General features: G+C 65.5%; 24 protein-coding genes and 1 pseudogene. 16 read left to right on the forward strand and 9 right to left on the reverse strand.

Features of this window, described 5'->3' with window-relative positions; all coding sequences use genetic code 11:
- Window positions 1-38 precede the first annotated feature (38 nt).
- The 4 genes from K359_RS0126390 to K359_RS0126405 all read left to right on the forward strand — a co-directional run bounded on the left by K359_RS0126390 (window position 39) and on the right by K359_RS0126405 (window position 3,025).
- Window positions 39-1,649 carry an acyl-CoA synthetase gene (locus K359_RS0126390; protein WP_029082003.1) on the forward strand — a complete coding sequence of 537 codons (1,611 nt, stop codon included), beginning with the start codon at window positions 39-41 and terminating at the stop codon, window positions 1,647-1,649.
- A gap of 18 nt (window positions 1,650-1,667) precedes the next feature.
- On the forward strand, window positions 1,668-2,138 hold the full coding sequence (locus K359_RS0126395) for a MarR family winged helix-turn-helix transcriptional regulator (protein WP_029082004.1): 471 nt from the start codon (window positions 1,668-1,670) through the stop codon (window positions 2,136-2,138).
- 96 nt (window positions 2,139-2,234) lie between these two features.
- Window positions 2,235-2,588 (forward strand): nuclear transport factor 2 family protein, encoded by a 354-nt coding sequence (locus K359_RS0126400; protein WP_035977144.1) that lies wholly within the window; start codon window positions 2,235-2,237, stop codon window positions 2,586-2,588.
- A gap of 2 nt (window positions 2,589-2,590) precedes the next feature.
- On the forward strand, window positions 2,591-3,025 hold the full coding sequence (locus K359_RS0126405) for a hypothetical protein (protein WP_029082006.1): 435 nt from the start codon (window positions 2,591-2,593) through the stop codon (window positions 3,023-3,025).
- 176 nt (window positions 3,026-3,201) lie between these two features.
- On the opposite strand, the gene K359_RS0126410 is transcribed toward K359_RS0126405, so the two are convergent.
- The 4 genes from K359_RS0126410 to K359_RS0126425 are packed head-to-tail and all read right to left on the reverse strand — an operon-like array spanning window position 3,202 to window position 4,991.
- Complete coding sequence (locus tag K359_RS0126410) at window positions 3,202-3,717, reverse strand: SRPBCC family protein (protein WP_029082007.1); 516 nt, start codon at window positions 3,715-3,717, stop codon at window positions 3,202-3,204.
- A gap of 32 nt (window positions 3,718-3,749) precedes the next feature.
- Window positions 3,750-4,217, reverse strand: a complete 468-nt coding sequence (locus K359_RS0126415) for an SRPBCC family protein (protein WP_029082008.1) — start codon at window positions 4,215-4,217, stop codon at window positions 3,750-3,752.
- Window positions 4,214-4,684, reverse strand: coding sequence for an SRPBCC family protein (locus K359_RS53080; RefSeq protein WP_051346425.1), 471 nt, complete (start codon window positions 4,682-4,684; stop codon window positions 4,214-4,216). The genes K359_RS0126415 and K359_RS53080 overlap by 4 nt, the downstream gene beginning before the upstream one ends.
- On the reverse strand, window positions 4,677-4,991 hold the full coding sequence (locus K359_RS0126425) for a helix-turn-helix transcriptional regulator (RefSeq protein ID WP_029082009.1): 315 nt from the start codon (window positions 4,989-4,991) through the stop codon (window positions 4,677-4,679). The genes K359_RS53080 and K359_RS0126425 overlap by 8 nt, the downstream gene beginning before the upstream one ends.
- Window positions 4,992-5,111: 120 nt before the next feature.
- Here K359_RS0126425 and K359_RS0126430 point away from each other — a divergent pair, with 120 nt between their 5' ends.
- The 4 genes from K359_RS0126430 to K359_RS0126445 all read left to right on the forward strand — a co-directional run bounded on the left by K359_RS0126430 (window position 5,112) and on the right by K359_RS0126445 (window position 8,974).
- Window positions 5,112-6,554: an LVIVD repeat-containing protein gene (locus K359_RS0126430; RefSeq protein WP_029082010.1), complete on the forward strand. Its 1,443-nt coding sequence runs from the start codon at window positions 5,112-5,114 to the stop codon at window positions 6,552-6,554.
- 81 nt (window positions 6,555-6,635) lie between these two features.
- Window positions 6,636-7,094: a hypothetical protein gene (locus K359_RS53085; RefSeq protein WP_035977146.1), complete on the forward strand. Its 459-nt coding sequence runs from the start codon at window positions 6,636-6,638 to the stop codon at window positions 7,092-7,094.
- Between the two features lie 203 nt (window positions 7,095-7,297).
- Window positions 7,298-7,915: a LysE family translocator gene (locus K359_RS0126440; protein ID WP_029082011.1), complete on the forward strand. Its 618-nt coding sequence runs from the start codon at window positions 7,298-7,300 to the stop codon at window positions 7,913-7,915.
- 75 nt (window positions 7,916-7,990) lie between these two features.
- Complete coding sequence (locus tag K359_RS0126445; RefSeq protein WP_029082012.1) at window positions 7,991-8,974, forward strand: DUF3592 domain-containing protein; 984 nt, start codon at window positions 7,991-7,993, stop codon at window positions 8,972-8,974.
- Here K359_RS0126445 and K359_RS0126450 read toward each other — a convergent pair.
- Genes K359_RS0126450 through K359_RS0126460 form a run of 3 tightly spaced genes read right to left on the reverse strand, consistent with a single transcriptional unit; the run spans window position 8,971 to window position 13,270 of the window.
- Window positions 8,971-9,921 carry a xanthine dehydrogenase family protein subunit M gene (locus K359_RS0126450; RefSeq protein ID WP_029082013.1) on the reverse strand — a complete coding sequence of 317 codons (951 nt, stop codon included), beginning with the start codon at window positions 9,919-9,921 and terminating at the stop codon, window positions 8,971-8,973. The two genes, K359_RS0126445 and K359_RS0126450, sit on opposite strands and share 4 nt — an antisense overlap.
- Window positions 9,918-12,599 carry a molybdopterin-dependent oxidoreductase gene (locus tag K359_RS0126455; protein ID WP_029082014.1) on the reverse strand — a complete coding sequence of 894 codons (2,682 nt, stop codon included), beginning with the start codon at window positions 12,597-12,599 and terminating at the stop codon, window positions 9,918-9,920. The genes K359_RS0126450 and K359_RS0126455 overlap by 4 nt, the downstream gene beginning before the upstream one ends.
- Complete coding sequence (locus tag K359_RS0126460) at window positions 12,596-13,270, reverse strand: TetR/AcrR family transcriptional regulator (RefSeq protein WP_029082015.1); 675 nt, start codon at window positions 13,268-13,270, stop codon at window positions 12,596-12,598. The genes K359_RS0126455 and K359_RS0126460 overlap by 4 nt, the downstream gene beginning before the upstream one ends.
- A 196-nt stretch (window positions 13,271-13,466) precedes the next feature.
- Between K359_RS0126460 and K359_RS0126465 the strand changes: the two genes are divergently transcribed.
- Both K359_RS0126465 and K359_RS53090 read left to right on the forward strand, forming a co-directional pair.
- On the forward strand, window positions 13,467-13,700 hold the full coding sequence (locus K359_RS0126465) for a hypothetical protein (RefSeq protein ID WP_029082016.1): 234 nt from the start codon (window positions 13,467-13,469) through the stop codon (window positions 13,698-13,700).
- A 9-nt stretch (window positions 13,701-13,709) separates the two neighbouring features.
- The gene (locus tag K359_RS53090) at window positions 13,710-13,889 is read left to right on the forward strand and encodes a hypothetical protein (protein WP_035977149.1); all 180 of its coding nucleotides are present in this window, start codon (window positions 13,710-13,712) and stop codon (window positions 13,887-13,889) included.
- Window positions 13,890-13,901: 12 nt separating this feature from the next.
- Here K359_RS53090 and K359_RS53095 read toward each other — a convergent pair.
- Window positions 13,902-14,830 (reverse strand): annotated as a pseudogene (locus K359_RS53095) (helix-turn-helix domain-containing protein).
- Window positions 14,831-15,196: 366 nt separating this feature from the next.
- On the opposite strand from K359_RS53095, the gene K359_RS0126480 reads away from it, so the two are divergent.
- The 6 genes from K359_RS0126480 to K359_RS0126505 all read left to right on the forward strand — a co-directional run bounded on the left by K359_RS0126480 (window position 15,197) and on the right by K359_RS0126505 (window position 20,805).
- Entirely contained in the window at window positions 15,197-16,147 is a 951-nt protein-coding gene (locus K359_RS0126480) for an AraC family transcriptional regulator (protein ID WP_029082017.1), read from the forward strand.
- Window positions 16,148-16,244: 97 nt separating this feature from the next.
- A complete protein-coding gene (locus K359_RS0126485; RefSeq protein ID WP_029082018.1) occupies window positions 16,245-16,580 on the forward strand; it encodes a hypothetical protein in 336 nt (111 codons plus the stop codon).
- A gap of 117 nt (window positions 16,581-16,697) precedes the next feature.
- The gene (locus tag K359_RS0126490) at window positions 16,698-17,903 is read left to right on the forward strand and encodes an NAD(P)/FAD-dependent oxidoreductase (RefSeq protein WP_029082019.1); all 1,206 of its coding nucleotides are present in this window, start codon (window positions 16,698-16,700) and stop codon (window positions 17,901-17,903) included.
- A gap of 72 nt (window positions 17,904-17,975) precedes the next feature.
- Window positions 17,976-18,770, forward strand: a complete 795-nt coding sequence (locus K359_RS53100) for an acetoacetate decarboxylase (RefSeq protein ID WP_035977151.1) — start codon at window positions 17,976-17,978, stop codon at window positions 18,768-18,770.
- Window positions 18,771-18,803: 33 nt separating this feature from the next.
- On the forward strand, window positions 18,804-19,979 hold the full coding sequence (locus K359_RS0126500; RefSeq protein WP_035977152.1) for a patatin-like phospholipase family protein: 1,176 nt from the start codon (window positions 18,804-18,806) through the stop codon (window positions 19,977-19,979).
- 43 nt (window positions 19,980-20,022) lie between these two features.
- The gene (locus tag K359_RS0126505; protein WP_029082021.1) at window positions 20,023-20,805 is read left to right on the forward strand and encodes a 3-hydroxybutyrate dehydrogenase; all 783 of its coding nucleotides are present in this window, start codon (window positions 20,023-20,025) and stop codon (window positions 20,803-20,805) included.
- Between the two features lie 182 nt (window positions 20,806-20,987).
- Here the strand turns inward: K359_RS0126505 and K359_RS0126510 are convergent, their stop codons facing one another.
- Window positions 20,988-22,085 carry a cyclase family protein gene (locus K359_RS0126510; RefSeq protein ID WP_029082022.1) on the reverse strand — a complete coding sequence of 366 codons (1,098 nt, stop codon included), beginning with the start codon at window positions 22,083-22,085 and terminating at the stop codon, window positions 20,988-20,990.
- Window positions 22,086-22,163: the final 78 nt, after the last annotated feature.

The raw sequence follows: 22,163 nt of genomic DNA on the forward strand, positions 1-22,163 counted from the left end.
CGATTCCATCGGAACGGAAAAGGCTCTAGTCTGCGGCCATGCTTCAGGAAGCCAAAACCTACGACGAGCTCTATCGCAACTTTCGCTGGGACGTTCCCGCGCGCTTCAACATGGCGACCGCCTGCTGCGACCGTCATGCCGACGGCACGGGCCGGCTCGCGCTGCTCTATGTCGACGAGGATGGCGGCACCGTGCGCACCTCGTTCGACGAGGTCGCGGAAGCCTCGCGCCGCTTCGCCAACGTGCTGACCGCTGACGGCCTGATGCGTGGCGACCGCGTTGCAGTGTTCCTGTCGCAATCGCTTGAATTGCCGGTCGCGCATCTCGCGGCGTTCCGCGCAGCGATGATCTCGATCCCGCTGTTCGCGCTGTTCGGTGAGGATGCGCTGGAATTCCGGCTCTCGAACTCGGCAGCCAAGGCCATCATCACCGATGAGGCCGGCTGGCAGAAGATCGCAAAGATCCGCGATCGCCTGCCCGACCTGAAGAGCGTCTACATCGTCGGCGAAACGACGCCGGCGGGCACAAAATCTTTCTGGGGCGCGATCAAGTCGGCGTCTCCCGAGTTTGCCACTGTAGATACGTCGGCCGACGATCCTGCGTTGATCATCTACACCTCGGGCACCACGGGCAATCCGAAGGGCGCGCTGCATGCACATCGCGTCGTGCTCGGCCATCTGCCCAATGTCGAGATGTGCCACAACTTTCTCCCCAAGCCGGGTGATCTGATGTGGACGCCGGCCGACTGGGCCTGGATTGGCGGCCTGATCAACGGCCTGTTCGCGTTCTGGTACCATGGCATCCCGATGGTCGGTCACCGCGCCCGCAAGTTCGAGCCGCAGGCGGCGATGCAGATGATGGCCGAACTCGGCATCCGCAACGTGTTCCTGCCGCCGACCGCGCTGAAGCTGATGCGGCAGGCCGATGTGAAAAATTCCGGCGTCAGGCTGCGCAGCATCTTCACCGGCGGCGAGTCGCTCGGCGGCGAATTGCTGGGCTGGGTGCGCGACACCTTCGGCATCGATGCCCACGAGGTGTTCGGCCAGACCGAATGCAATCTCGTGATCGGCAGCAACTCCAATTTGTTTCCGATCCGCCCGGGCTCGATGGGCCGCGCCACGCCGGGCTTCGACGTCCGCATCGTCAACGACAAGGGCGAGGAAATGCCGCGGGGACAGCGCGGCATCATCGGCGTCCGCCAGCCGTGCCCCTGCACCATGATCGAGTACTGGCGCAATCCGGAGGCGACGCGTAAGAAATATGCCGGCGAGTTCCTTTTGACCGGCGATCTCGGCGTGCAGGATGAGGACGGCTATTTCTGGTACGTCAGCCGCGAGGACGACGTGATCACGTCAGCCGGCTATCGCGTCGGCCCGTCCGAGATCGAGCACACGCTGATGAAGCATCCAGCGGTTGCGATGTCGGCCGTGGTCGGCATCCCCGATCCGATCCGCACCGAATCGATCAAGGCCTGGATCGTGCTTCGCCCGGGCTACGCGCCGAGCGACGCACTGGCGCGCGAGATCCAGGAGTTCGTCAAGATCCAGCTCGCCGCCCACGAATACCCGCGCTTCGTGCAGTTCGCCGACAGCCTGCCGATGACGGCGACCGGCAAGGTGCTGCGGCGGGAGCTGCGGGCGCTGGGCTAAGTTCGGTTCGGGGGACCAATGAAGAAAGCCGCCACGCGCGCCGCGGGCTTGCATCGCGCCTCGCTCGAGAAGGTCCACGATTTGGACGCCGCGCTGGAGCTGATGTATTACGGCTGGCGCGGGATGACGCTGTCGGCCGACCAGTATCTTGCCACGCTTGGCCTGTCGCGCCCCCACCACCGCATTCTCTACGTCGTTGCGCGACAACCCGACATCTCGATTGGCGCGCTGATCGAAATTCTCGGCATCTCCAAGCAGGCCTTGAACCGGCCGCTCGGCCTGTTGCTGCAGCGTGAACTCGTGACATCAAAACGGTCGGCGGAGCAGCATCGCTCCAAATTGCTGCGCCTGACGCCGGCCGGACAACGCATCGAGCAGCGCGCATCGGGCTACGAGCGCAAGGTGATGCGCGAGGCGTTCGATCGTGTCGGCCAGTCCGGCGCCGCCGCCTGGATGGCCGTGATGGAGGCCATCGCCGACAGCAACTGATCGCGCCTAACGTCAACATAGTTGACGTTAGGATCTCGCCGTGTCACTCTTCCGTCAGAAGCAGCGGAGGAGGGCGGGAGCGTGGGCGAACAGGCAATGGACCGGGCAGCCGTCGGACGCTTTGTCGAGGCGTGGTGCGCCAACTGGTGCAAGGTCGATATCGACGCCGTCGTCGCGCATTTCGCCGAAAACGCCGAGATGCGCAGCCCCCTGGCGCTTAAATTGACGGATTCCCCCGTGGTTGCCGGCGCAGAGAACATCCGCGCCTACTGGCGCCAGGCTTATGGAAGCATTGAGAGCGCAGACCTCAAAATCCTGAACTGGAGCTGGGACGACACCATCGCGCGGCTGACGGTGTGGTGGCAATTGGGCGACACGCGCGCCAGCGAGTTCATGGACTTCGACGATGCCGGCCGTGTGGTGCGCAGCGAAGCGTTCTACGGAAAATAGCCATGCGATTTGCAGATTTCGTCCTCCTCCTCAACGCACTCTGGTTCGGCGGCGCATTCATCCAGTTCAGCATTGCCCAGGGCAATACGCTGAAGATCCTGGTGCCGCGGCAGGAGCATGCAAATCCGATCGCGCCAACCCTGTCGGCCAGCGTGGCGTTCCTCGGCGGGATCAATCTGCCGATCGGGCTATTGTCGCTGTATCTCCTTGCGGCAAGGCCGCCGTTCTTCCAGGCCGGCGACGCGCAGCTCGCGCTGTTCCTGTTCTTCGCCGCGTGTCACTTCAGCCAGTTCGCCTACAACCTGCCGGTCTTGATGCGCGGCGGACGCGTCGGGGTGGCATATTGGCCCGTGTTGACCGGCCCGATGCTCAGGATCTTCGTCATCGATGCGACGCTGTTCGTGGCCAATCTCGTCGTCGGACTCCTTCTCGTGTAGGGATTCGCTCGCGCCACTCCTGCTTAATCTCTCCGTCGTCCCGGGCAAGCGAAGCGCGACCCGGGACCCATAACCACAGGGTGAAGTTGTTGCGCGACGCTGTGGCCCCAACAAACTCTTACCGCTTGGAGCGGTGGTAATGGGTCCCGGCTTTCGCCGGGACGACGGAAGAAGTTTCACATCGGCAGCGCAATCCCCAATTCCTTCAGCGCGGCCATCATGCGTTGCGGGGGCTGCATCGGGATCACCATGGCCTTGCCGGTTTCCAGCAGGCTCTTCAGGCTGGAGAGGATCGCCGGCCAGCCGGTGCGGCCGCCTTCGAGGATGTCGTCGCTGATCGGGCGATCATGCGACTGCAGCAAGGTCAGCTTCACGCCGTCGCCGGCCGGCTCGATCTCGTAGGTGACGAGCGTCGGCCCGAGCTTTTCGACGAGTTGCGGCCAGTTGACGTTGAAGGTGACGGTCAGCCGCTTCAGCGGATCGCACTCGATCACCTCGCCCGAGATATGCAGCGCGCCGTCGGGCGTGCGCACGATGTAAGCGCCGCCGACCCGCAGATCGACCTCGACCGCGTGGCCGGAAAAATACTGCCGGCTGAATTCGGCACGCGTCAGTGCCTGCCACACCTTCTCGGGCGTGGCGGCGATGTAGATGGCATAGACGATCGCCGGCTTGAATTTCTCGATGTTCATGTCCGCACGTGTCCTTCGATAGATTCTCATGGTCACTCGAAGCCCTCGATCCCGAGCGCCTCCGGCGGAATCGGTGACACCTTGCCGGTCTCGAGCAGGCTCTTGAGCCCGGACAGGATCGCAGGCCAACCCTTGGAGATGGCGCCGAGCAGCTTGCTGCCGGCGGAGAAGCCTTCGTGGGTTACGGTCAACTTCACGAGATCGCCGAACGGCTGCAGGATGAAGACGACTTTCGTCGCCGGCTCGTCGCGCATGCCGTCGAACGGCTCGTGCTTGAACGTATAAGACAGCCGCCGCGGCCGGTCCGCCTCGAGGATCTTGCCGGTATCGGTGGTCTTGCCGCCCATCACCAATGCGAACGGCGAGCCAACCTTCCAATCGGATCGGACCTCGGTGTCGAACCAGTATTGCTTGGTGAACGCGCTGTCGGTCAGCGCATCCCAGAGCTTGTCGGGCGTGGTCTCGATATAGGTGACGTAGACGAATTCGGGCCTGCTCATTGCGCTTGCTCCGTCGTTGCCTCGTTCTCGTACCAGGGCGCATGCAGCACCCGGCCGCACTCGACGTAGCTCTTCAGGCTCGACAGGATCAGCGGCCAACCGAGGCTGATCTTTTCGAGCGCCACGCTGCCGGGTTCGAAGCGGTCATGGATCACCGTGAGCCTGACTTGATCTCTCTGACGTTCCAGCTCGAAGGTAACCCGTGAAGCCTTGCCGCCATCGGAGCCGTCGTGGGCAAGGAACGAATAGGACAGCCGCCTCGGCGGATCGTATTCGAGCACCTCGCCGGTGATTTCCTTGTTGTGCCGGGGCATCCGGATCGCGAATGGCGAGCCGATCTTCCAGTCCGAGACGACGGAGCTGCCGTGCCAGTACTGCTCCGACATTTTGGCGTCGGTCAGCGCGGCGAACACCTGCTCCGGTGTCGAGGCGATATAGATGGTGTAGACGAATTCCGGCTTACTCATCACGCTTCTCCAACTGTCTTTTCAATTCGCTGAGCGCGGCAAGTTTCCCGCGCTCGAACTTTTTGATCCACCGCTCGCCGATCTGATGGATCGGAACCGGGTTGAGGTAGTGCAGCTTCTCGCGGCCATGCCTGATCGTGGTGACGAGGTTGGCCTCCTCGAGAATCACAAGGTGCTTGGTGACGGCCTGACGCGTCATGTCGAGGCCGTCGCAGAGCTCACCGAGCGTCTGCCCGTTCTGATCGTGAAGCCGGTCAAGCAGCGTCCGCCGTGAGGCATCCGCGAGGGCTTTGAAGACTTCATCCATGGCTTGGATAATAGGCAACCAAATGGTTGCATGTCAACAGCGTGTGTTTGGGTGGTCATTTCGCCGTGCTATCGTCGCAGACAGCCAACGCAGATTGGCAGGGAATACGGGGTGGTGCGCATGGGTGGTCGCGTTACGGCAGTTTGCTGCACGTTCTTTGTTGTCCTGCTCGCAAATGCTGCGGGCGCCCAGCCGCCGAAGATCGGCGACCCGCCCGAAGCCTCCAACATGAGGCTGGTTGGAACCAGCGATTTGCAGGCGCGCAGCGCCTATCAGCCGACCATCCATCATCAGGGCGACCGGTGGATCGCCTATATCGGCCATCACGGCGGCACCGACGACATTCCCGATCCCGTCAATCCGATGACCGGCAAGACAGAGCCGAACGGCACCTCGATCGTCGACGTCACCGATCCCGCGCATCCGAAATATCTGCGGCACATTCCCGGGCAGGAAGGCAAATACGAATCCGGCGGCGCGCAGATGGTGCGGATCTGCGACGGCAAGGATCTGCCGAAGGGTGATCGCAACGCGGTCTACATGCTGCGTACCTTTGGCAGCGAGGCGCATGAGATCTGGAACGTCGCCGATCCCGCCAATCCGGTGCTGGTCACCCGGATCGGCGGGCTGAAGGACACGCACAAGAATTTTTGGGAATGCGGCACCGGCATCGCCTTCCTGGTGTCGGGCGCGCCGGACTGGCGCACGCGGCGGATGACGCAGGTCTACGATCTCTCAAATCCCACGCAGCCCAGGAAGATCAGGGATTTTGGTCTGCCCGGGCAGGAGCCCGGCGCCACCGGCGCGGTGCCGACCGAATTGCACGGGCCGATCTCGACCGGGCCGAAGGGCAACCGCGTCTATTTCGGCTACGGCACCAACAAGGGCGGCTTCCTGCAGATCGTCGATCGCGACAAGTTGTTGAACGGACCGAAAGAGCCGACGCCGGACAATCTGAAATATCCGGAGATCGCGCGGATGCCGCTGTCGGCAATGAACGGTGCGCACACGGTGTTCCCGATGCCTGGCATGCCGATCGCCGAGTTTGCGCACGACAAGGACGGCAAGACCCGCGACATCGTGATGATCGTCGACGAGGCGATCCAGAACGAGTGCGGCGAGGCGCGGCAGATGGTGTGGTTCGCTGACATTACCACCGAAGCGCGGCCGATGCTGATTTCGAGCTACACGGTGCCGGAGGCCTCCGGCTCGTTCTGCGAGCGCGGCGGCCGGTTCGGCTCGCACTCGTCGAACGAGAGCATGGCGCCGGTCTATTACAAGAAGCTGGCCTTCATCGCCTTCTTCAATGCCGGCGTCCGTGCGCTCGACATCCGCGATCCCTATCACCCCAAGGAAGTCGGCTACTTCATCCCGTCGATCACGTCGGCGACCGACAAGCGCTGCGTCACCCTCGACGGCAAGGAGCGCTGCAAGGTCGCGATCCAGACCAACAATCTCGAGACCGACGAGCGCGGCTATATCTACGCGGTCGACCGCGCCAACACCGGGCTGCATATTCTCGAACTGACCGGCGCGGCGCGCGCCATCGCTGGCCTACCGTGAGCGCGCGATGAAGCGATCGTGGTCGGTCATCGCGGCGCTGTTCCTGGCGCTCGGCGGCCTCTCAGCCGAGCGGGCTACGAGATGGGACCGCCGCGCGCTGCGGCGTGGCGCGAGATCGCCTGGCCGTTTCCGCGCGACGGCTGGCCCGCCGGCCGCGCCTTCCGCTGCGGCGTGGCCGATTGCGGCGCCGACGTCGAGGTCTATCTCAGGCCAAAACTCGGCTTCTGCAACTGCGACAGCGGCGTCGCTGATGACGACGAGGTCGACCGCGTTTCCGATGTCGACATGATCAGCCCGCGCTTCGTGCCGCTGAAGGCGGGTGAAGTCGTTCATGTTGCGGGCATGTCCGGGCGGATCAGGGCCTATGATCTCGACGGTAAGCGCGCCGCGATCGGCATCGCGGCCTCGCATCGCTGCGATCTCATGGCGGTGGCGGCGCAGGGCAGGGGTGACGCCGTAAAAGTGCAACGGGCGACGTTGAAGTTTCTGGAGTTGCAAGAGATCAAGGAATGGATGACGGTGGCCATGGATGGCCGTTGAGGAGCCCCTCTCTCGCATGCGAATATGGTGTCGTCTCCCGCGAAAGCGGGTGACCCAGTATTCCAGAGGCGCTGATGTTCAGCAGATAGGCCGCGGCGTACTGGATACCCCGCTTTCGCGGGGTATGACGGAGATGAGCATGAACCACTTCCTCTTCACCTCTCCTATGTGCATAATTCGCACTCACCGTCAGTGAGATTTCCATGTCCCTGCAAGCCTATTTCGCCTTCGTCGCCGCCTGCATGGCGCTGGCGCTGTTGCCCGGTCCGATCGTCACGATGGTGATCGCCAACGGCCTGCGTTACGGCACGCGCGCCGCGCTCACCAACGTGCTGGGCGCGCAGGTCGGGCTCGCCATCGTGATCGGCATCGTCGCGGTCGGCCTGACCTCGCTGATGGCGACGATGGGGTACTGGTTCGACTGGGTGCGCTTTGCCGGCGCGGCCTATCTGGTCTGGCTCGGCATCAAGCTGATCCGCTCGCCGGTCGAGGGCGTCGGCACCGACGAGACGCCGCCACCGCCGCGCGGCGGCTTCTTCCTGCAGGGCTTTCTGGTGCTGCTCTCGAACCCGAAGGTGCTGGTGTTCTTCGGCGCCTTCATTCCGCAGTTCATGGACATGGACAAGCCGCACATTCCGCAGGTCGCGCTGCTCGGCGTCACCTTCATGGCAACCGCCGTGCTGACCGACGCGGCCTACGCGCTGGCGGCCGGCCGCGCCCGAAAGTTCTTCTCCAAGGAGCGGACGCGGTTGATGTCGCGCATCTCCGGCGGCTTCATGATCGGCGGCGGCATCTGGCTGGCGCTGACCCGGGCCCGATAAACCCCGCCGGGTGGTTGAACCCTTCACAGGGGTGGCGCGTCAAACCGGCGCTGCCTCCGATGAAGGACCCTTCCCGTGCCCGATTTGCCCTGGCTTGTTTATGCGATGCTGCTCGCGCCGCTCGGGCTGATCCTGATCGCCGCCGTCGTCAAGACCTGGCAGGTGCGCGAGGCGAGGGGCTGGCCGGACACGTCCGGCAAGGTCGTGACCGCGGCCGCGGAGGTACGCGAGGTCAGGGTCTCCGACGATGAGCGCGAGGACGGCTATCGGATGGAGCAGCGCAACTTCGCCAATGTGGTCTACGAGTACCAGGTGGACGGCAGGAAGTTGCGCAATAACCGCGTCAGCATCGGCGAAGACCTCGGCAATTTCCAGGTCGCGGAGACACTGGCGAAGTATCCGGCCGGCAGCATCGTGACCGTCTACTACAATCCGCGACATCCCGATCAGGCGGTGCTGGAGCGTGATCTGCCCAAGGGCATCTGGGGATGTCTGGGCATCGGCAGTGCGATCGTGCTCGCGATCGTGTTCGGCTCGGCTTTCGGTCTCAATCGGATCAACGATGTTCTCTCGCGCCACATGGCGCGGCCCGATTTGTCGGGGATGGTGATCGGCTTCGGTGCGTTCGGCCTCGTCGTCGCGCTGTTTGCGCTCGCCGTGCGGCGGCAGGCGACGATGGCGAGCCACTGGCCGGTGGTATCAGGCATCATCCATGTGTCCGAGATGGAGGAGTATCGTGGCGCTGCCCCCGATGGCGACGGGCGCGGGATGGAGATGTTCGGCAAGCGCGTGTCCTGCACTTACACCTACGAGAACGTCAGCTACACCAACGAATGCGCGCGGGTCGGCGCGGAGTCCGCTGCGAGCTCGAACAAGTTGCTGCAGCGCCTGATGTCGCGCTACCAGGATGGCGCCGCCGTCGAGGTCCATGTCAATCCCGCCAATCCCGCCGAAGCGTCGCTCGACGCGCGCGGCGACGGCCGGCTCGCCTGGGTGCTGTGGACCATCGCAGGACTCTTTTTCGCGGCCGCGCTGTTTGCTGCCACCCGTGGCGGCTAGCGCGCGGTCTCGTTGACGTTGAGCGTCCGCTCCATCACATCGCGCAGCAAACCGACCAGCAAATCAAGCTTGTATCCTGTCATCGGCAGCGGCTTCGCGCCTGATGTCGCGAGCTCCGCGGCTTGCGCGATCGTCGCTGCGTTGGCGGGCTTGCCCCGCAGTGCCGCCTCGCATGCCGCAAGCCGCAGCGGCACCGGAGCGATGCCGCCGGCGGCGATATAAACTTGCTGGAATGCACCGCCTGAGATCACGGTTCGTACGCAGATCTCGACCAGCGGCCATTCCGCATGCGAGCGGCTGATGGCGCGCTTGTAGAGCGCGCGTTCGCCGGCCAGCGGGGCGGGGAGCTCGATCCGCTCGATCCGTTCGCCTGCCGCAAGCAAATTGTCGGCCGTGCCGTTGCTGCCGTTGCTGCCGTTGCCGAGCAGGTCGGAGATCGACAATCCGCTGCGCCGGTCCGTGGTGACCTTCGCATCATAGGCCAACAGCGCCATCGCCATGGTCGACGGATGCGGCGCCACGCAAGGGCCGAGATCGAACGCGACGTGATAGAGATGGTTGCCCGATCGCGCCGGGCAGTCGGAGCCGCCCTTCTTGAGACAGGCGATCTGCGGATTGCGGAAATACCAGCAGCGCGAACGTTGCGCGAGGTTGCCGCCGAGCGTCGCCATGTGCCGGATCTGCGGCGTGGCCAGGCCCTGTGCGGCCGCGGCGATGCCGGGATAGGCCTGGGCCAGTCGCCCGTCGGATGCGATGGTTGCGATCGCGGTCAGGGCGCCGATGCGTGCCGAGCCGTCGGCGTTCCACGCGATTCCGATCATATCGGGACTGGCGGCGAGATCGATGATCGTGCCGCACGACAGGCCGCTGCGGCGGCGCTCCGACAGGTCGGTGCCGGCGGCACGGAATTCGGGCGCGAACATTGCCTCTGCGGTTGCGGCACTCATGCGGCAGCCCTCCCTTTCAGCGCGGCGACGATGCGGTCGGGACGGATCGGAATCTCGGTGAGGCGGACGCCGATCGCATTGTGGATCGCGTTGGCGACGGCCGCCGAGGTCGGCACCGTCGACGCCTCGCCGATGCCGACGCTGTTGCCGAGCACATGGTCGAAGCCGGCTTCGTCGAAATGGACATCGATCTCGGGCGTGTCGGCGATGCCCGGGATGCGATAATCCTCCATCCCCGCGGTCAGGACGTCGCCGCTCGTCGGATCCAGCTCGCGCGCCTCATAGAGCGCGTAGCCAAGGCCCTGGATCACCGCGCCGCAGGCCTGGCTGTGCGCCAGCGCGGGCGCTGCGATCTTGCCGACCGCAATGCCGGTATGCACGTTGAGCACGCGCACATGGCCGAGCCAGGTGTCGACCTCCACCTCGATGACCTGCACCGAGCTCGGCACGCCGGCGCCGACCGCGATGTTCGAGAAGCGGCGCATCATCCAGCCGAACACAAATCCCATCAGGCCGACTTCGCGCAGCGGCGAGCGGATGCCGGGCGCGGTGTTCTTGCCGTCCTCGCCGCGCGTCTCCGTGACAGCGATGTCGGGCGAGCGCGCGATCAGCTCGCGCCAGGGCGCGTTCGAACCCGGCGCAGGCTTTCGTGTGGCCTGTTCGAGGATCGCGGCCTTCAGCTTCCGCACCGCCTGCAGCGTCGGCGGCAGCACGGAGGCGGTGACGCGGCTGCCGCCGGAGCCGGGCCCCTCGGGCAGCGACGAATCGCCGATCCGTACCTCGATGTCAGCTGGTTCGAGATCGAACTCGCGCGCGATCGTGTCGGCAAGCACGCTGCGGGTGCCGGTGCCGATGTCCTGCGTCGCGGTGCTGGCGATGATGCGGCCGGCCTTGACCGCGACCTCGACCTTCACGTTGGGCTGCCACAGATAGAGCCAGTAGCCCGTCGCCACCCCGATGCCGCGGCGATAGCGTCCATTCTGTGCCGGCTTGCGATTGCGCCAGATCTCGAGCCCGGATGCCCAGTCGTAGAGCCGCTGACGGTTGGGATCGGGATCCCAGCGCTTGCGCAGCGCGATCGGATCGACGTTGAGCCGCAGCGCGGCCTCGTCGATCGCCTGCTCCACCGCGAATGCCATCGGCGGACCGCCGGGGCCGCGGAAGGCGGCGCCGGGCGGCAAATTGCTGATGACGTCGAAATCCGAAAGGTCCTTGGCCTCGGCCGGATAGATCAGCCGCGCCAGGCCCGCGATCGTCGAATTGGTCGCGGCCCCCGTATCGGCATGCGCAGTGACGGAGAGCGCCTTCAGGCCGCCCTGCTCGGAGGGAAGCAGCGCGACCTTCAGTTCCGCGGCCGGCCGGTAGCCGGCGACGGAGAGCTCCTCCTGTCGATCGTAGGCGACCCGCACCGGTGCCTTCGCCTCGCGCGCGAGCTCGATCGCGGCGATCGTCTCGACGCCGAGACTCGCCTTCGATCCGAAGCCGCCGCCGACGTGATCGGCGATCACGCGAACCTTGTCGTGACCGAGCTTGAAGCGTTTTGCGATCTGCTCCTTCAGGTGAAACACCTGCTGGGTCGAGGCGTGCAGGGTCAGCCCGTCGCCGTCGAAGCGCGCCACCGCAGCGTGCGGCTCGAGGCATGCGTGCTGTTGTGTGGCGGTGCGAAAGGTTGCTTCGACGAGCAGCCGGTTGTTGGCCTGGCGCGCCTCATCCACCCAGTTGCGGGCCTTTTTGGCGCGTGTCGAGAACACCGCGGTCGGCCCGCGGATGTTCTGCTTCCAGGGCGCCGGCCCGCCGGCCGCTTCCGAGACGTTGCCGGCCCGCTTGCGGCTTGCTTTGTCGAACACGACAGGCGCGTCATCCTTGCGCCCGGCGTCGAGCCCGATCACGGAGGGCAGGCGTTCGCTGGTCAGCTTGATCGCGGCGAGTGCGGCATGCGCGGTCCTGCGGTCCGGGGCAGCGACCGCCGCGATGGGCTCGCCGACATAGCGCACGATGCGGTCGTCGCCGAGCAGCGATACCGCGGCGACGCCGGGGATTGCTCGCGCGGGAGCCAAATCAAGCGTGGTGATGCGGGCATGCGCCTCGCGCGAGCGCAGGATCACGCCTTCGAGCTGGCCATTATGGTTGATGTCGACGGTGTACTTTGCCGCGCCCGTCACCTTGTCGCGCGCCTCGATGCGGGGCGCTGTGACATTGTCGCCGTCGAAACGGCCGGTGCAGGCATCCGCCACCGCGCGGAAAATCCCGTCATAGGCGCCGCAGCGGCAGAGATGGCCGGACAGCGCCACTCCGATCTCCTCGCGCGAGGGCACTGCCGTTCCCTTGGTTGCACGCCAGCGGTCGCAGAACGCGGTCGCTTCCACGATGAAGCCCGGCGTGCAGAAGCCGCACTGCAGCGCGTCATGCGCCATGAACGCCCTCTGCACCGGATGCAGCGTTGCGGCGCCGATGCCTTCCACCGTCGTCACCGATTTGCCGGCAGCTGCGCCGGCCGGCATCAGGCAGCTTGCGACCGGCGCGCCGTCGACCAGCACCGTGCAGGCGCCGCAGACGCCGGCGCCGCACACCAGCTTGGTGCCGGTGAGCTTGAGCTGGTCGCGCACGACGTCGATCAATAACGCGTCGGGATCGTCGGGCAGGGATTCAACGCGGCCGTTGATGGTCGTCGTGCTCATGGATGTCCTCCGGTCTTCCTGCGTGTCGGCTTTTGGCTGATCGCCGCCTTCTTGACGGGCGGCCTCTCGGATTTCGACATGGATTTCGACATGGCACCCGCGCAGAGCGTCCGCACCATCATCGCCATGTCCTTCAGGAACGCATCGGCCGGCTGCATCGCCGGGTACTGCGACTTCGATGCGTACATCGCCATTTCGACCAGCCGGGCGAATTCGGCCGGCGACAGGCCCTGCGGCAGCACAAGCTGCTGCTTGCGCACGATCCGCGAGATCGTCGTGACCATGCGCTCCGCGTAGCGCGCGGCATAGGTCTGGTAGAGGTCGCGCGCGTGCAAGAGGTGCTCGGAATACAGCTCCTCGAGATGCGGCGAGCCGTCCAGCGACGCGATCATGGTCGACATCCGCGCGATCATGCCTGCGGCAAGAATGTCGCCGAGATCGCCGCCCGCCGTCTCCGCCTCGGCAACGGCGGCGTCCTCGGCCGCGATCGCGGACTCATGCACGCGCTCGATCACGGCGCGGAACAGCGCTTCCTTGGATTCGAAATGGTGGTAGAGCGCCTGCCGCGTCAGGCCGGCCGCTTCGGCGACCTGCTCGATCGAGGATCGGCGAAAGCCGTGCCGGCGGAACACCAGCATCGTGGCATCGAGAATGCGGGTCTTCGGTCCCATTTGACGATTTTGACAAATATAGACGAACTGTCAAATCGCGATTTGGTGAGGGTGGTGCTGGCGCCCCTGATCACCATTCCGCGAGGTCGCCGCGCCGCCGGCACCGGTGTGAACCGCATCACGGATGGTCGCGTCCAAGAAACGTAGAGCTTGTTAAAGGCGAGCCTGCTCGCCCGGAGCTTGCAAGGACACTGACATGGCCCAGGTTTATTTCCATTGCTCGACTACGCGCGGCGTGTTGATGGATCGCCGCGGCACCGCGGTGACCAGCCTTTCCGAGGCCTGCGAGGCGGCGACGTGCATGATGCGATCGTTGGTCGCAACGGCCAGCCTGGAAGACTGGCGCGACTGGGCCGTGCATGTCAGCGACGAGGCCGGCGACGAGATCGTCATCCTGTCCTTCGCATCCGTTCTCGGCAAACCACACTGAGAGGACGCCATGCCGTCGCTGCAGCCAGCATTGCTGCCCTTTCGCCACGGCCTGCACGCGATCACGACCGGCTGGCAGAATCTGATCGAGCGAATTCGCGATCCTTACCGGCCCGAGCTCCACTACATGCGCGGGCCGGGCCCCAAATGGCATGCCAAGCATACCGTTCAAGCCGCCCCGGCCGGTTGAACGCGGACCGGTTCAGCTCGCGCTGTTCGCCGGGCGATGCGTCTCGCGGCGCCACACCGCCGGGCTGACGCCGATCACGGCCGAAAACACCCGCGTGAAATGGCTCTGATTGGCAAAGCCGGCCGAAATCGCGATCTCGGACAGCGACAGGTCGCGCACCGCCATCAATTGCTTGGCCGCCGTCACCCGTTGCTGCAGTAGCCATTGGTGAGGCGGCAGGCCGGTGAGACGCGGAAGGCCCGCGAGAAGTGGCTGACCGAGAGGCCGAACTCGGCCGCGATCTGCTTCAGCGGGATTTTTCCTCCGAGGTCGGCTTCGAGCCGTTCGCACGCTTGCCTCGCTTGCCAGGCGGCAAGGCCTCCGCGGGTCGGCGCGGTGATGCTCCGCAGTCCGCCGTAGGTCTGCGCGACTTGTGCGGTGAAGGCGAGCATCATGTGATCGACGAACAGCTGGTTGGTCTCCTCCGGCCGGCGCAATGCTTCAAGCAGCGAAGCGCCGAGATGACGGACGATGGCGTCGTCATGGCCGATACCGGGTTGATAAGCCAGTTCATCGATACGTGGCGCGCCGGCCTGCCTTGCGATGTCGTCGAGCGCCGAGCGCGGCAGATAGAAAAAGATCGAGTGGAACGGCTTGTCGATCACATAACGCGGATCGCGCTTCAGGTCGTACAGGTAGGTTGCGCCGCTGCGGATATCCGACTTGATGACGCACCGGCCGCGTTCCCAGCACTCGCAGTCCGGATAATCGCGAAACTTGAGGCTGAGGAGATAGGCATCGTCGGCGGGCAGCGACCCGGACAGGTCGCGCACCGGGCTGTCGTTCCGCGTCTCGGTGACCGCGAGCTCGGCACTGCGCAGCGAGCGCGTGATCAGCGAGGGCGCTTCCGCCAATTGCAGCGGCTGCCCGAGCCTCCGTCCGTAGACGCCTGCCTGTGCCATATCGATCAAGTCCGACTGTGATGGGCGACCTCGGATACCGTCACCGTCATCCCGCGTGGTCGGGGCTTATTTATCCGGATTGTTGCGGTGCCGTCCAGTTCCTCACGCGATGATGAACGCCCCGCCGCGTCGATCATGACGATGCAATTCCAGAAGGAATTCAATTGCTTTGGTCCGATCGAATTTGTCGGAGGCAGAATGTCGCAAAGGCACGCTCGCAACAGAATTAGATAAAGCATGGCCGTTTCAGGAAAGACATCCAAACTGCGTGGCGCTTAGGTCCCGCAGACAGTTCCGCACCTCATCGGTCGATAGACCCTGCCCGCAGGGAGGTAGCGCATGAGCTTTCAAACGCGAGCACAGGTCATGACTAAGCCGATCCTGCACGATGCTTTGCGGGATTCGTCCGCCGCATCCGATGCCAAGCCGCCCGAGACGCCGGTCGGCCCGCGCGCTCCCGCCGACCAGGAGATGGCCCGTGTGCTCCACACGCGGCCGCTGCGCATCGCGGCCGACCCGTCGAGCGGCGCGTTCGCCTATTGGAAGCACGAGGCCCTGCACGACGTCGTCCGGCCGATGGTCGATCACGTCATCATGACCTATCCTGCCGGCTCGCAGCAGCTGGAGCGGCGCACCGGCAAGGTGACCTCGATCGGAACGGCGCGTTCCGGCGTCGTGACGATCATTCCGGCCGGCTCGACCTCGCGATGGGACATCCACCAGTCGATGCATGTCGTTCAGCTCTATCTTCCGCATGCGACGCTGCAGCGCGTGGCCGGCGAAGCCGACACCGCCGCGCCCGGCGACCTCCTGGAGCGCACCGCGCATCCCGATCCCATTACGTCGCGATTGCTGTTGAGCGCCGCCGACGCCCTCGACGGCAGCCAGGCGCTGGATGCGCTGTTCAGGCACCAGCTGACAGATCTTCTGGCGAACCGCCTGCTGTCGGCGCATGCCGGCGCGCCTGCCATGCTACAGGCGACCATGGGAGGGCTGTCGCCGACCGCGCTGCGCCGCGCCGTCGAGCGGTTGCGCTCCGACAGCGATGCGGACGTCTCGCTTGCGGCGCTGGCCATGGACGCCGGCCTGTCGCGCTTTCACTTCTGCCGTGCCTTCAAGGAAAGCACCGGGCTCTCGCCGCATGCCTGGCTGCGCCAGCACCGGCTCGAGCAGGCCATGAACATGCTGCGCGACACCGATGCATCCGTCGTCTCGATCGCGGCGGCGCTCGGCTACAGCTCGCAGACCGCGTTCGCCGCGGCATTCAGGAAGTTGACCGGCGAAACCCCGAGCGATTGGCGTCGTCGTCTGCGGTAGCAGCAATCGCTCTTCAGGTCGGGCAATCGCTCTGGGGCACGGACAAGCTCAATTCGCTAGATCACCGTGGCGCCCACGCCAACAACGGAGACAAGCGATGGCCTGGAAGGATTTCGGCAGCTCCCTCGCAATCACGCGGCGACGCCGGGCCGTCGCGACCGCACTGATGTACGGGCTGACGCTCACCGTCCGCTTCACCACGGCAACCGGCGACGATGCCGACGCCCCGGCGCAGGCCGCTCACGGCGTCCATCCGATGACCTCGGTGATGATCAACGACGCGGCTCAGGGGCTCACCCGGGACCTCTTTCCGGGCGCCGCGCAGCCGATCTCCTTTCACCGCGGTTCGCTGCCCGGCACGCGCGGCTGTCGTGCGGCGTGTGGGCCTGCGCCGCGCACGCCGTTCGTATCGGGCTGCGCCGCCCGTCAATAGGCACTCACTTTCATTTCACAGCTTCGCGTCGCAGCTCGCGGCAGGTTTGACCGTCAGCGGCAAGTGGCGGCGGCGACGCGCGGACATCAGAGACTGTCAACCCAAAGGAGATATCCCATGCGACTGGTCATCATCGGCGCCGGCTTTGCCGGCATGTACGCCGCACTTTCCGCAGCCCGCCTGCGCGACATCAAGGGCGTTTCGCCCGAGGAGCTCGAGATCGCGCTGGTCGCACCGGAGCCGACTTTGGTGGTCCGCCCGCGGCTCTACGAGCCCAAGCCGGAGACGCTGACCGCACCGCTGCTCGACGTCTTCAACGCGATCGACGTCGTCTATGTGCAGGGCAGCGCCGAAGCCGTCGACACCAAGGCGCGTACCGTGCAGATCGTCACCGCCAAGGACGCACGCAAGACGCTGCCTTACGATCGGCTGGTGGTGGCGACCGGCAGCCGGCTGTTCCGCCCGAACGTGCCCGGCCTTGCCGAGCATGGCTTCAGCGTCGACAATCTTCAGGACGCGATCGCGCTCGACCGTCATCTGCATGGTCTCGCCAAGCAGCCCGCATCGGTGGCGCGCGAAACCGTGGTCGTTGCCGGCGGCGGCTTCACCGGTATCGAGGCCGCGACCGAGATGCCGGCGCGGCTCAAGGAGATTCTCGGCAACGACGCCAGGCCGCGCGTCATCATCGTCGAGCGTAACGCCGCGATTGCGCCCGACATGGGCGAGGAGCCGCGTCCGATCATCGAGGAGGCGATGCGCAAGCTCGGCGTCGAGGGCCGCTTCGGCGCCGGCGTCGCCGAGGTCAGCAAGTCCGGCGTCACGCTGTCCAGCGGCGAGCATATCGAGGCCGCGACCGTGGTCTGGGCGGCGGGCATCCGCGCCGCGCCGCTGACCGCGCAGATCCCGGCCGAGCGCGACAATTCCGGCCGACTGCTGGTCGACCGCGATTTGCGCGTGCCGGCGGTCGCGGGCGTGTTCGCCACCGGCGATGCGGCGCGCGCCGCATGCGACGACGACGGCAACTACGCGCTGATGTCGTGCCAGCACGCCACGCGGATGGGCGCCTTTGCCGGCAACAACGCCGCCGCCGAACTGCTCGGCGTCCCAACCAAGCCGTATCACCAGAAGGCCTATGTCACCTGCCTCGATCTCGGTGAGGCCGGCGCGCTGTTCACCCGCGGCTGGGAGCGCAAGGTCGAGATGGTCGGCGACGTCGCCAAGAAGACCAAGCGGGAGATCAACACCGTCTGGATCTATCCGCCGCGCGCCGAGCGCGCCGCCGCGCTCGCATCCGCCGATCCGGAGCACGTCACCGAAGTCTAACACTCCCGACATCGGCCGCGCCCTGCACGGGGGCGCGGCCACCCTCGACCGCCATATCTGGAGCTCACCAAAGTGAAACACGACACCGTGCGTACATCGTCGTTCGCGATGCCGCTGACCAGTCCGGCCTTTCCGCCCGGGCCCTACCGCTTCATCAACCGCGAGTACTTCATCATCCAGTACCGGACCGATCCCGACGCGCTGCGCCGCGTGGTGCCTGAGCCGCTGCAGCTGACCGATCCGGTGGTGAACTACGAGTTCATCCGCATGCCGGACTCGACCGGCTTCGGCGACTACACCGAGAGCGGCCAGGTCATTCCGGTGTCCTACAAGGGCCAGCTCGGCGGCTTCACCCATCAGATGTTCCTCAACGATCATCCGCCGATCGCGGGCGGGCGTGAGCTGTGGGGATTTCCCAAAAAGCTGGCACAGCCGAAGCTGGAGGTCGAGATCGACACGCTGGTCGGCACCCTGAACCACGGTTCGGTGCGGATCGCGACCGGAACCATGGGCTACAAGCACCGCGCGCTCGACATCGCTGCCGAAGCCAAAAAGCTCGCCGCGCCGAATTTCCTCCTCAAGATCATTCCGCATGTCGACGGCACGCCGCGCATCTGCGAGCTGGTGCGCTACCACCTCGAGGACGTCACGGTGAAGGGTGCCTGGACCGGACCGGCTGCGCTCGACCTGTACTCGCATGCGCTGGCGCCCGTCGCCGAGCTGCCGGTGCTGGAGGTTCTCTCCGCCAAGCACATCCTTGCCGACCTCACGCTGGGGCTTGGCAGCGTGGTGCACGACTATCTCGCCACGAGCCAGGCGGCACCGCATCGCGGCGGCGACGTCTTGACCGCTGCGAATGCCGGCTGACCGGCCCCAACCCGTCCATCAGGAGATCCAGCCATGCTGAACGTGATGCGCGAGCAGATCAATCCGCTGTCGCAGCAGACCAGGTCGCTGCCCTACGATGTCGTGGCGCTGGTGCTGCAGGGCGGCGGCGCGCTCGGCGCCTATCAGGCCGGCGTCTATCAAGGCCTGCATGAGGCGGGCATCCGGCCGAACTGGCTCGCCGGCATCTCGATCGGCGCGCTCAACGCCGCGATCATCGCCGGCTCGCCCGAGGGAGAGCGCGTCGAGCGGTTGCGCAAATTCTGGGAAGGCATCTGTGCCGCGTCGGTGGAATGGCCGGCCGGCGAGGGGCTCGCCAATGCCCTGCCGTTCGCCTTCGACATGCGCTCGGCGCACAATGCGCTGGCGGCGATGCGCGCCTTGTTCCAGGGGCAGCCCGGCTTCTTCAAGCCGCGCTTCCCGCCGCCGTTCCTGTCGCCATTCTCAGGCGCCGCCGCGACAAGCTTCTACGACACCTCCGCATTGCGCCAGACGCTGGAGCAGCTCGTCGACTTCGATCGGCTGAACTCGGGAGGGGTGCGCGTCAGCGTCGGCGCGGTCAACGTGCGCACCGGCAATCTGACCTATTTCGACACCGCCGAGCGCCGGCTCGGACCGAAGCACTTCATGGCGTCGGGTGCGCTGCCGCCGGGCTTCCCAGCTGTCGAGGTCGACGGCGAGCACTATTGGGATGGCGGCGTGGTTTCGAACACGCCCTTGTCCCGCGTGTTGTCCAGCGAGCCGCGCGATACGCTGACCTTCCAGATCGATCTGTGGTCGGCGAAGGGCCGCGTGCCCAACGACCTGATGGAGGTATCGAGCCGGCAGAAGGACATCCAGTATTCCAGCCGCACCCGCGCCATCACCGACCAGGCGCTGCGAATGCAGAAGATGCGTCAGGCGTTGCAGCGGACGCTCGCACTGCTGCCGGAGAGCGCCAGGCAGGATCCGGAAATTCGCGAGATCGCCGAGATGGCTCGCCATCGCTCCTGCAACATCATTCACCTGATCTATCAGTCCAAGATCCACGAGCGTCACTCCAAGGACTATGAGTTCGGGTTGAGCGCGATGCGCGCGCACTGGCAGGGCGGCTTGGAGGATATCCGCCGCACGCTGGCGGATCCGAGCCGCCTCGACCGGCCGGCGCCCGAGCGCGGCATCGTCACCCACGACGTCCACCGCCGCGACTGAGTTGCGGCGCCTCACATCCTCACAGCATCGAAAGGAAATTCCCATGTTGAAAGGCAAGGTTGCCATCGTCACCGGATCGACCAGCGGCATTGGGCTCGGCATTGCCAGGGAACTCGCCAGACTGCGCGCCGACATCGTCTTGAACGGCTTCGGTGACGCCAATGAAATCGAGGCGATCCGGAGCGGCATCGAACGCGAGCATGGCGTGCGCGTCACCTACGACGGCGCCGACATGTCGAAGGAAGATGCCGTGCGCGGCCTGGTCACCGCGACGGTTGCCAAGTTCGGCCGCCTCGATATCGTCGTGAACAATGCCGGCATCCAGTTCACCGCGCCGGTCGAGGAATTTCCGGCCGCCCGCTGGAATGCCATCCTGGCGATCAATTTGTCGGCTGCATTCCACAGCATTGCCGCCGCGGTGCCGCAGATGAAGAAGCAGCGCTGGGGCCGCATCGTCAACATCGCCTCCGCCCACGGCCTCGTTGGGTCGACGCACAAGGCGGCCTATGTCGCGGCCAAGCACGGTCTGATCGGCCTGACCAAGGTGGTAGGCCTGGAGACCGCCGGCAGCGGCGTGACCTGCAATGCGGTTTGTCCCGGCTGGGTGCGCACGCCGCTGGTCGACAAGCAGATCAACGACATCGCCGCGGAGCGCGGCATCAGCCAGCAGGATGCTGCGAGAGATATGCTCGCCGAAAAGCAGCCGTCGCTCGAGTTCGTCTCTCCGGCACAGCTTGGCGGCACTGTCGCCTTCCTGTGCTCGGGCGCAGCCGACCAGATCACGGGAACCGCGATCTCGGTCGATGGCGGCTGGACGGCGCGGTAGCGCTCGGCCGTTTGGCCGGGTTCCTTCTGGGCTGTGTGATTGCCGCGGCGGCGGTCTCGCTGGCCGGAGATTGGACCTGCTCGCTTCCCGCGGCACTCGCCGGTGCTGCGATCGCGGTGCGGTAGCGCGGTCGGAAATCCGCGTGGGCGGTTTGTCCGCCCACGCGTCCCACGGCAGGCCGTTCAGGTGATCGCGATCGGGCAGCCATTGCTTCCCGTCGCGCCCTTGATCGGCGCCGGCGCGAAGCAATAGACGAACTGGTATTTCTTGTCGGCAATCAGCTCGTCGAAGATCAGGTTCTCGTGGTTATGGATGCCGTGCTTGGTCTGCAGCTCGGCGTGCACCGCGAAGGCAAGCGATTTGTCGGGATTGGGCACGACCTCGACCGCCCAAGTGTCGGCGCCGGTGACCGAGAGGTCCTTCTCGACCACCCATTTCGCGGCGTCGAGACCGATGCCCGGCTCGCCGCTGTTGAAGCGGTCATTGTTCTTCATCCACAGTGAGCCCCAGCCGGTGTGGAACATGATCGCGTCGCCGGGCTTGATGTCGCTCTCATTGATGTTCTGCTTCTGCAGCGCCGCCTTGATGTCGGCTGTGGTGATCTCCTGGCCGGCGTCCATCATCCCGCCCTTGAGTGCGACCATGTCGACGAGATGCGCGCGGGTGAACAGCGGCTTGAGCTTCTCGACGCCGAGCTTCTTGAGGCCGTAGGCGTCGCTGATCTCCAGCGCGGTGTGGCCGTTGTAGAATCGCATCTCGCTCTTGTCGCCATCCTTGCCGAGCTGGATGCCGATGTGGCCGAGACCGTCGAACTGCGTGCCGGTCTGGCCGATCTCGCTGGCGAGGAATTCGTCGTGATAGACCAGCTTGTTGTCGCCGAACGGGCCGCCGGTCGGGCCGCCCGGGATACGCAGCGTGAACGCACGCGGCCCGAACAGCGGCATGCCGCCCTCGTAGACGCGGCCGATCTTGTAGATCTTGCCGTCCTTGATCCATTTCGCCGTGTCGAGCACCTTCTCCGGCGTGATGTGGTTCGATGCGCCGGCCTCGTCGTCCGCGCCCCATTTCGAGGGCCACCACGGCTTGTCGGTGCCCTTCGGCATCGCGGTCGGGGTTTGCGCCTGGGCTGCGGTGATCGGTGCAAGCGAAAACTTGCCGTGCATCGCGCCGGCAAGCGTCGCGCCCGCTGCGCCGGCAAGGCCCGCCGTGCGCAGCAGGGTCCGCCGATCGGTCGTGACCGGCCCGTTGTTCGGTTCGTCGCTCCTGACGTCGTCGTCCATGCTTTCCCTCCCAGGTTGCGCCCGCGGTTTCGGGCTTGAAATTTGTTTTCGGCATGCTCCTCCTCGGTTAGGCTGTTG

The sequence above is a fragment of the Bradyrhizobium sp. th-b2 genome, assembly GCF_000426785.1.
GTDB lineage: Bacteria > Pseudomonadota > Alphaproteobacteria > Rhizobiales > Xanthobacteraceae > Bradyrhizobium > Bradyrhizobium septentrionale.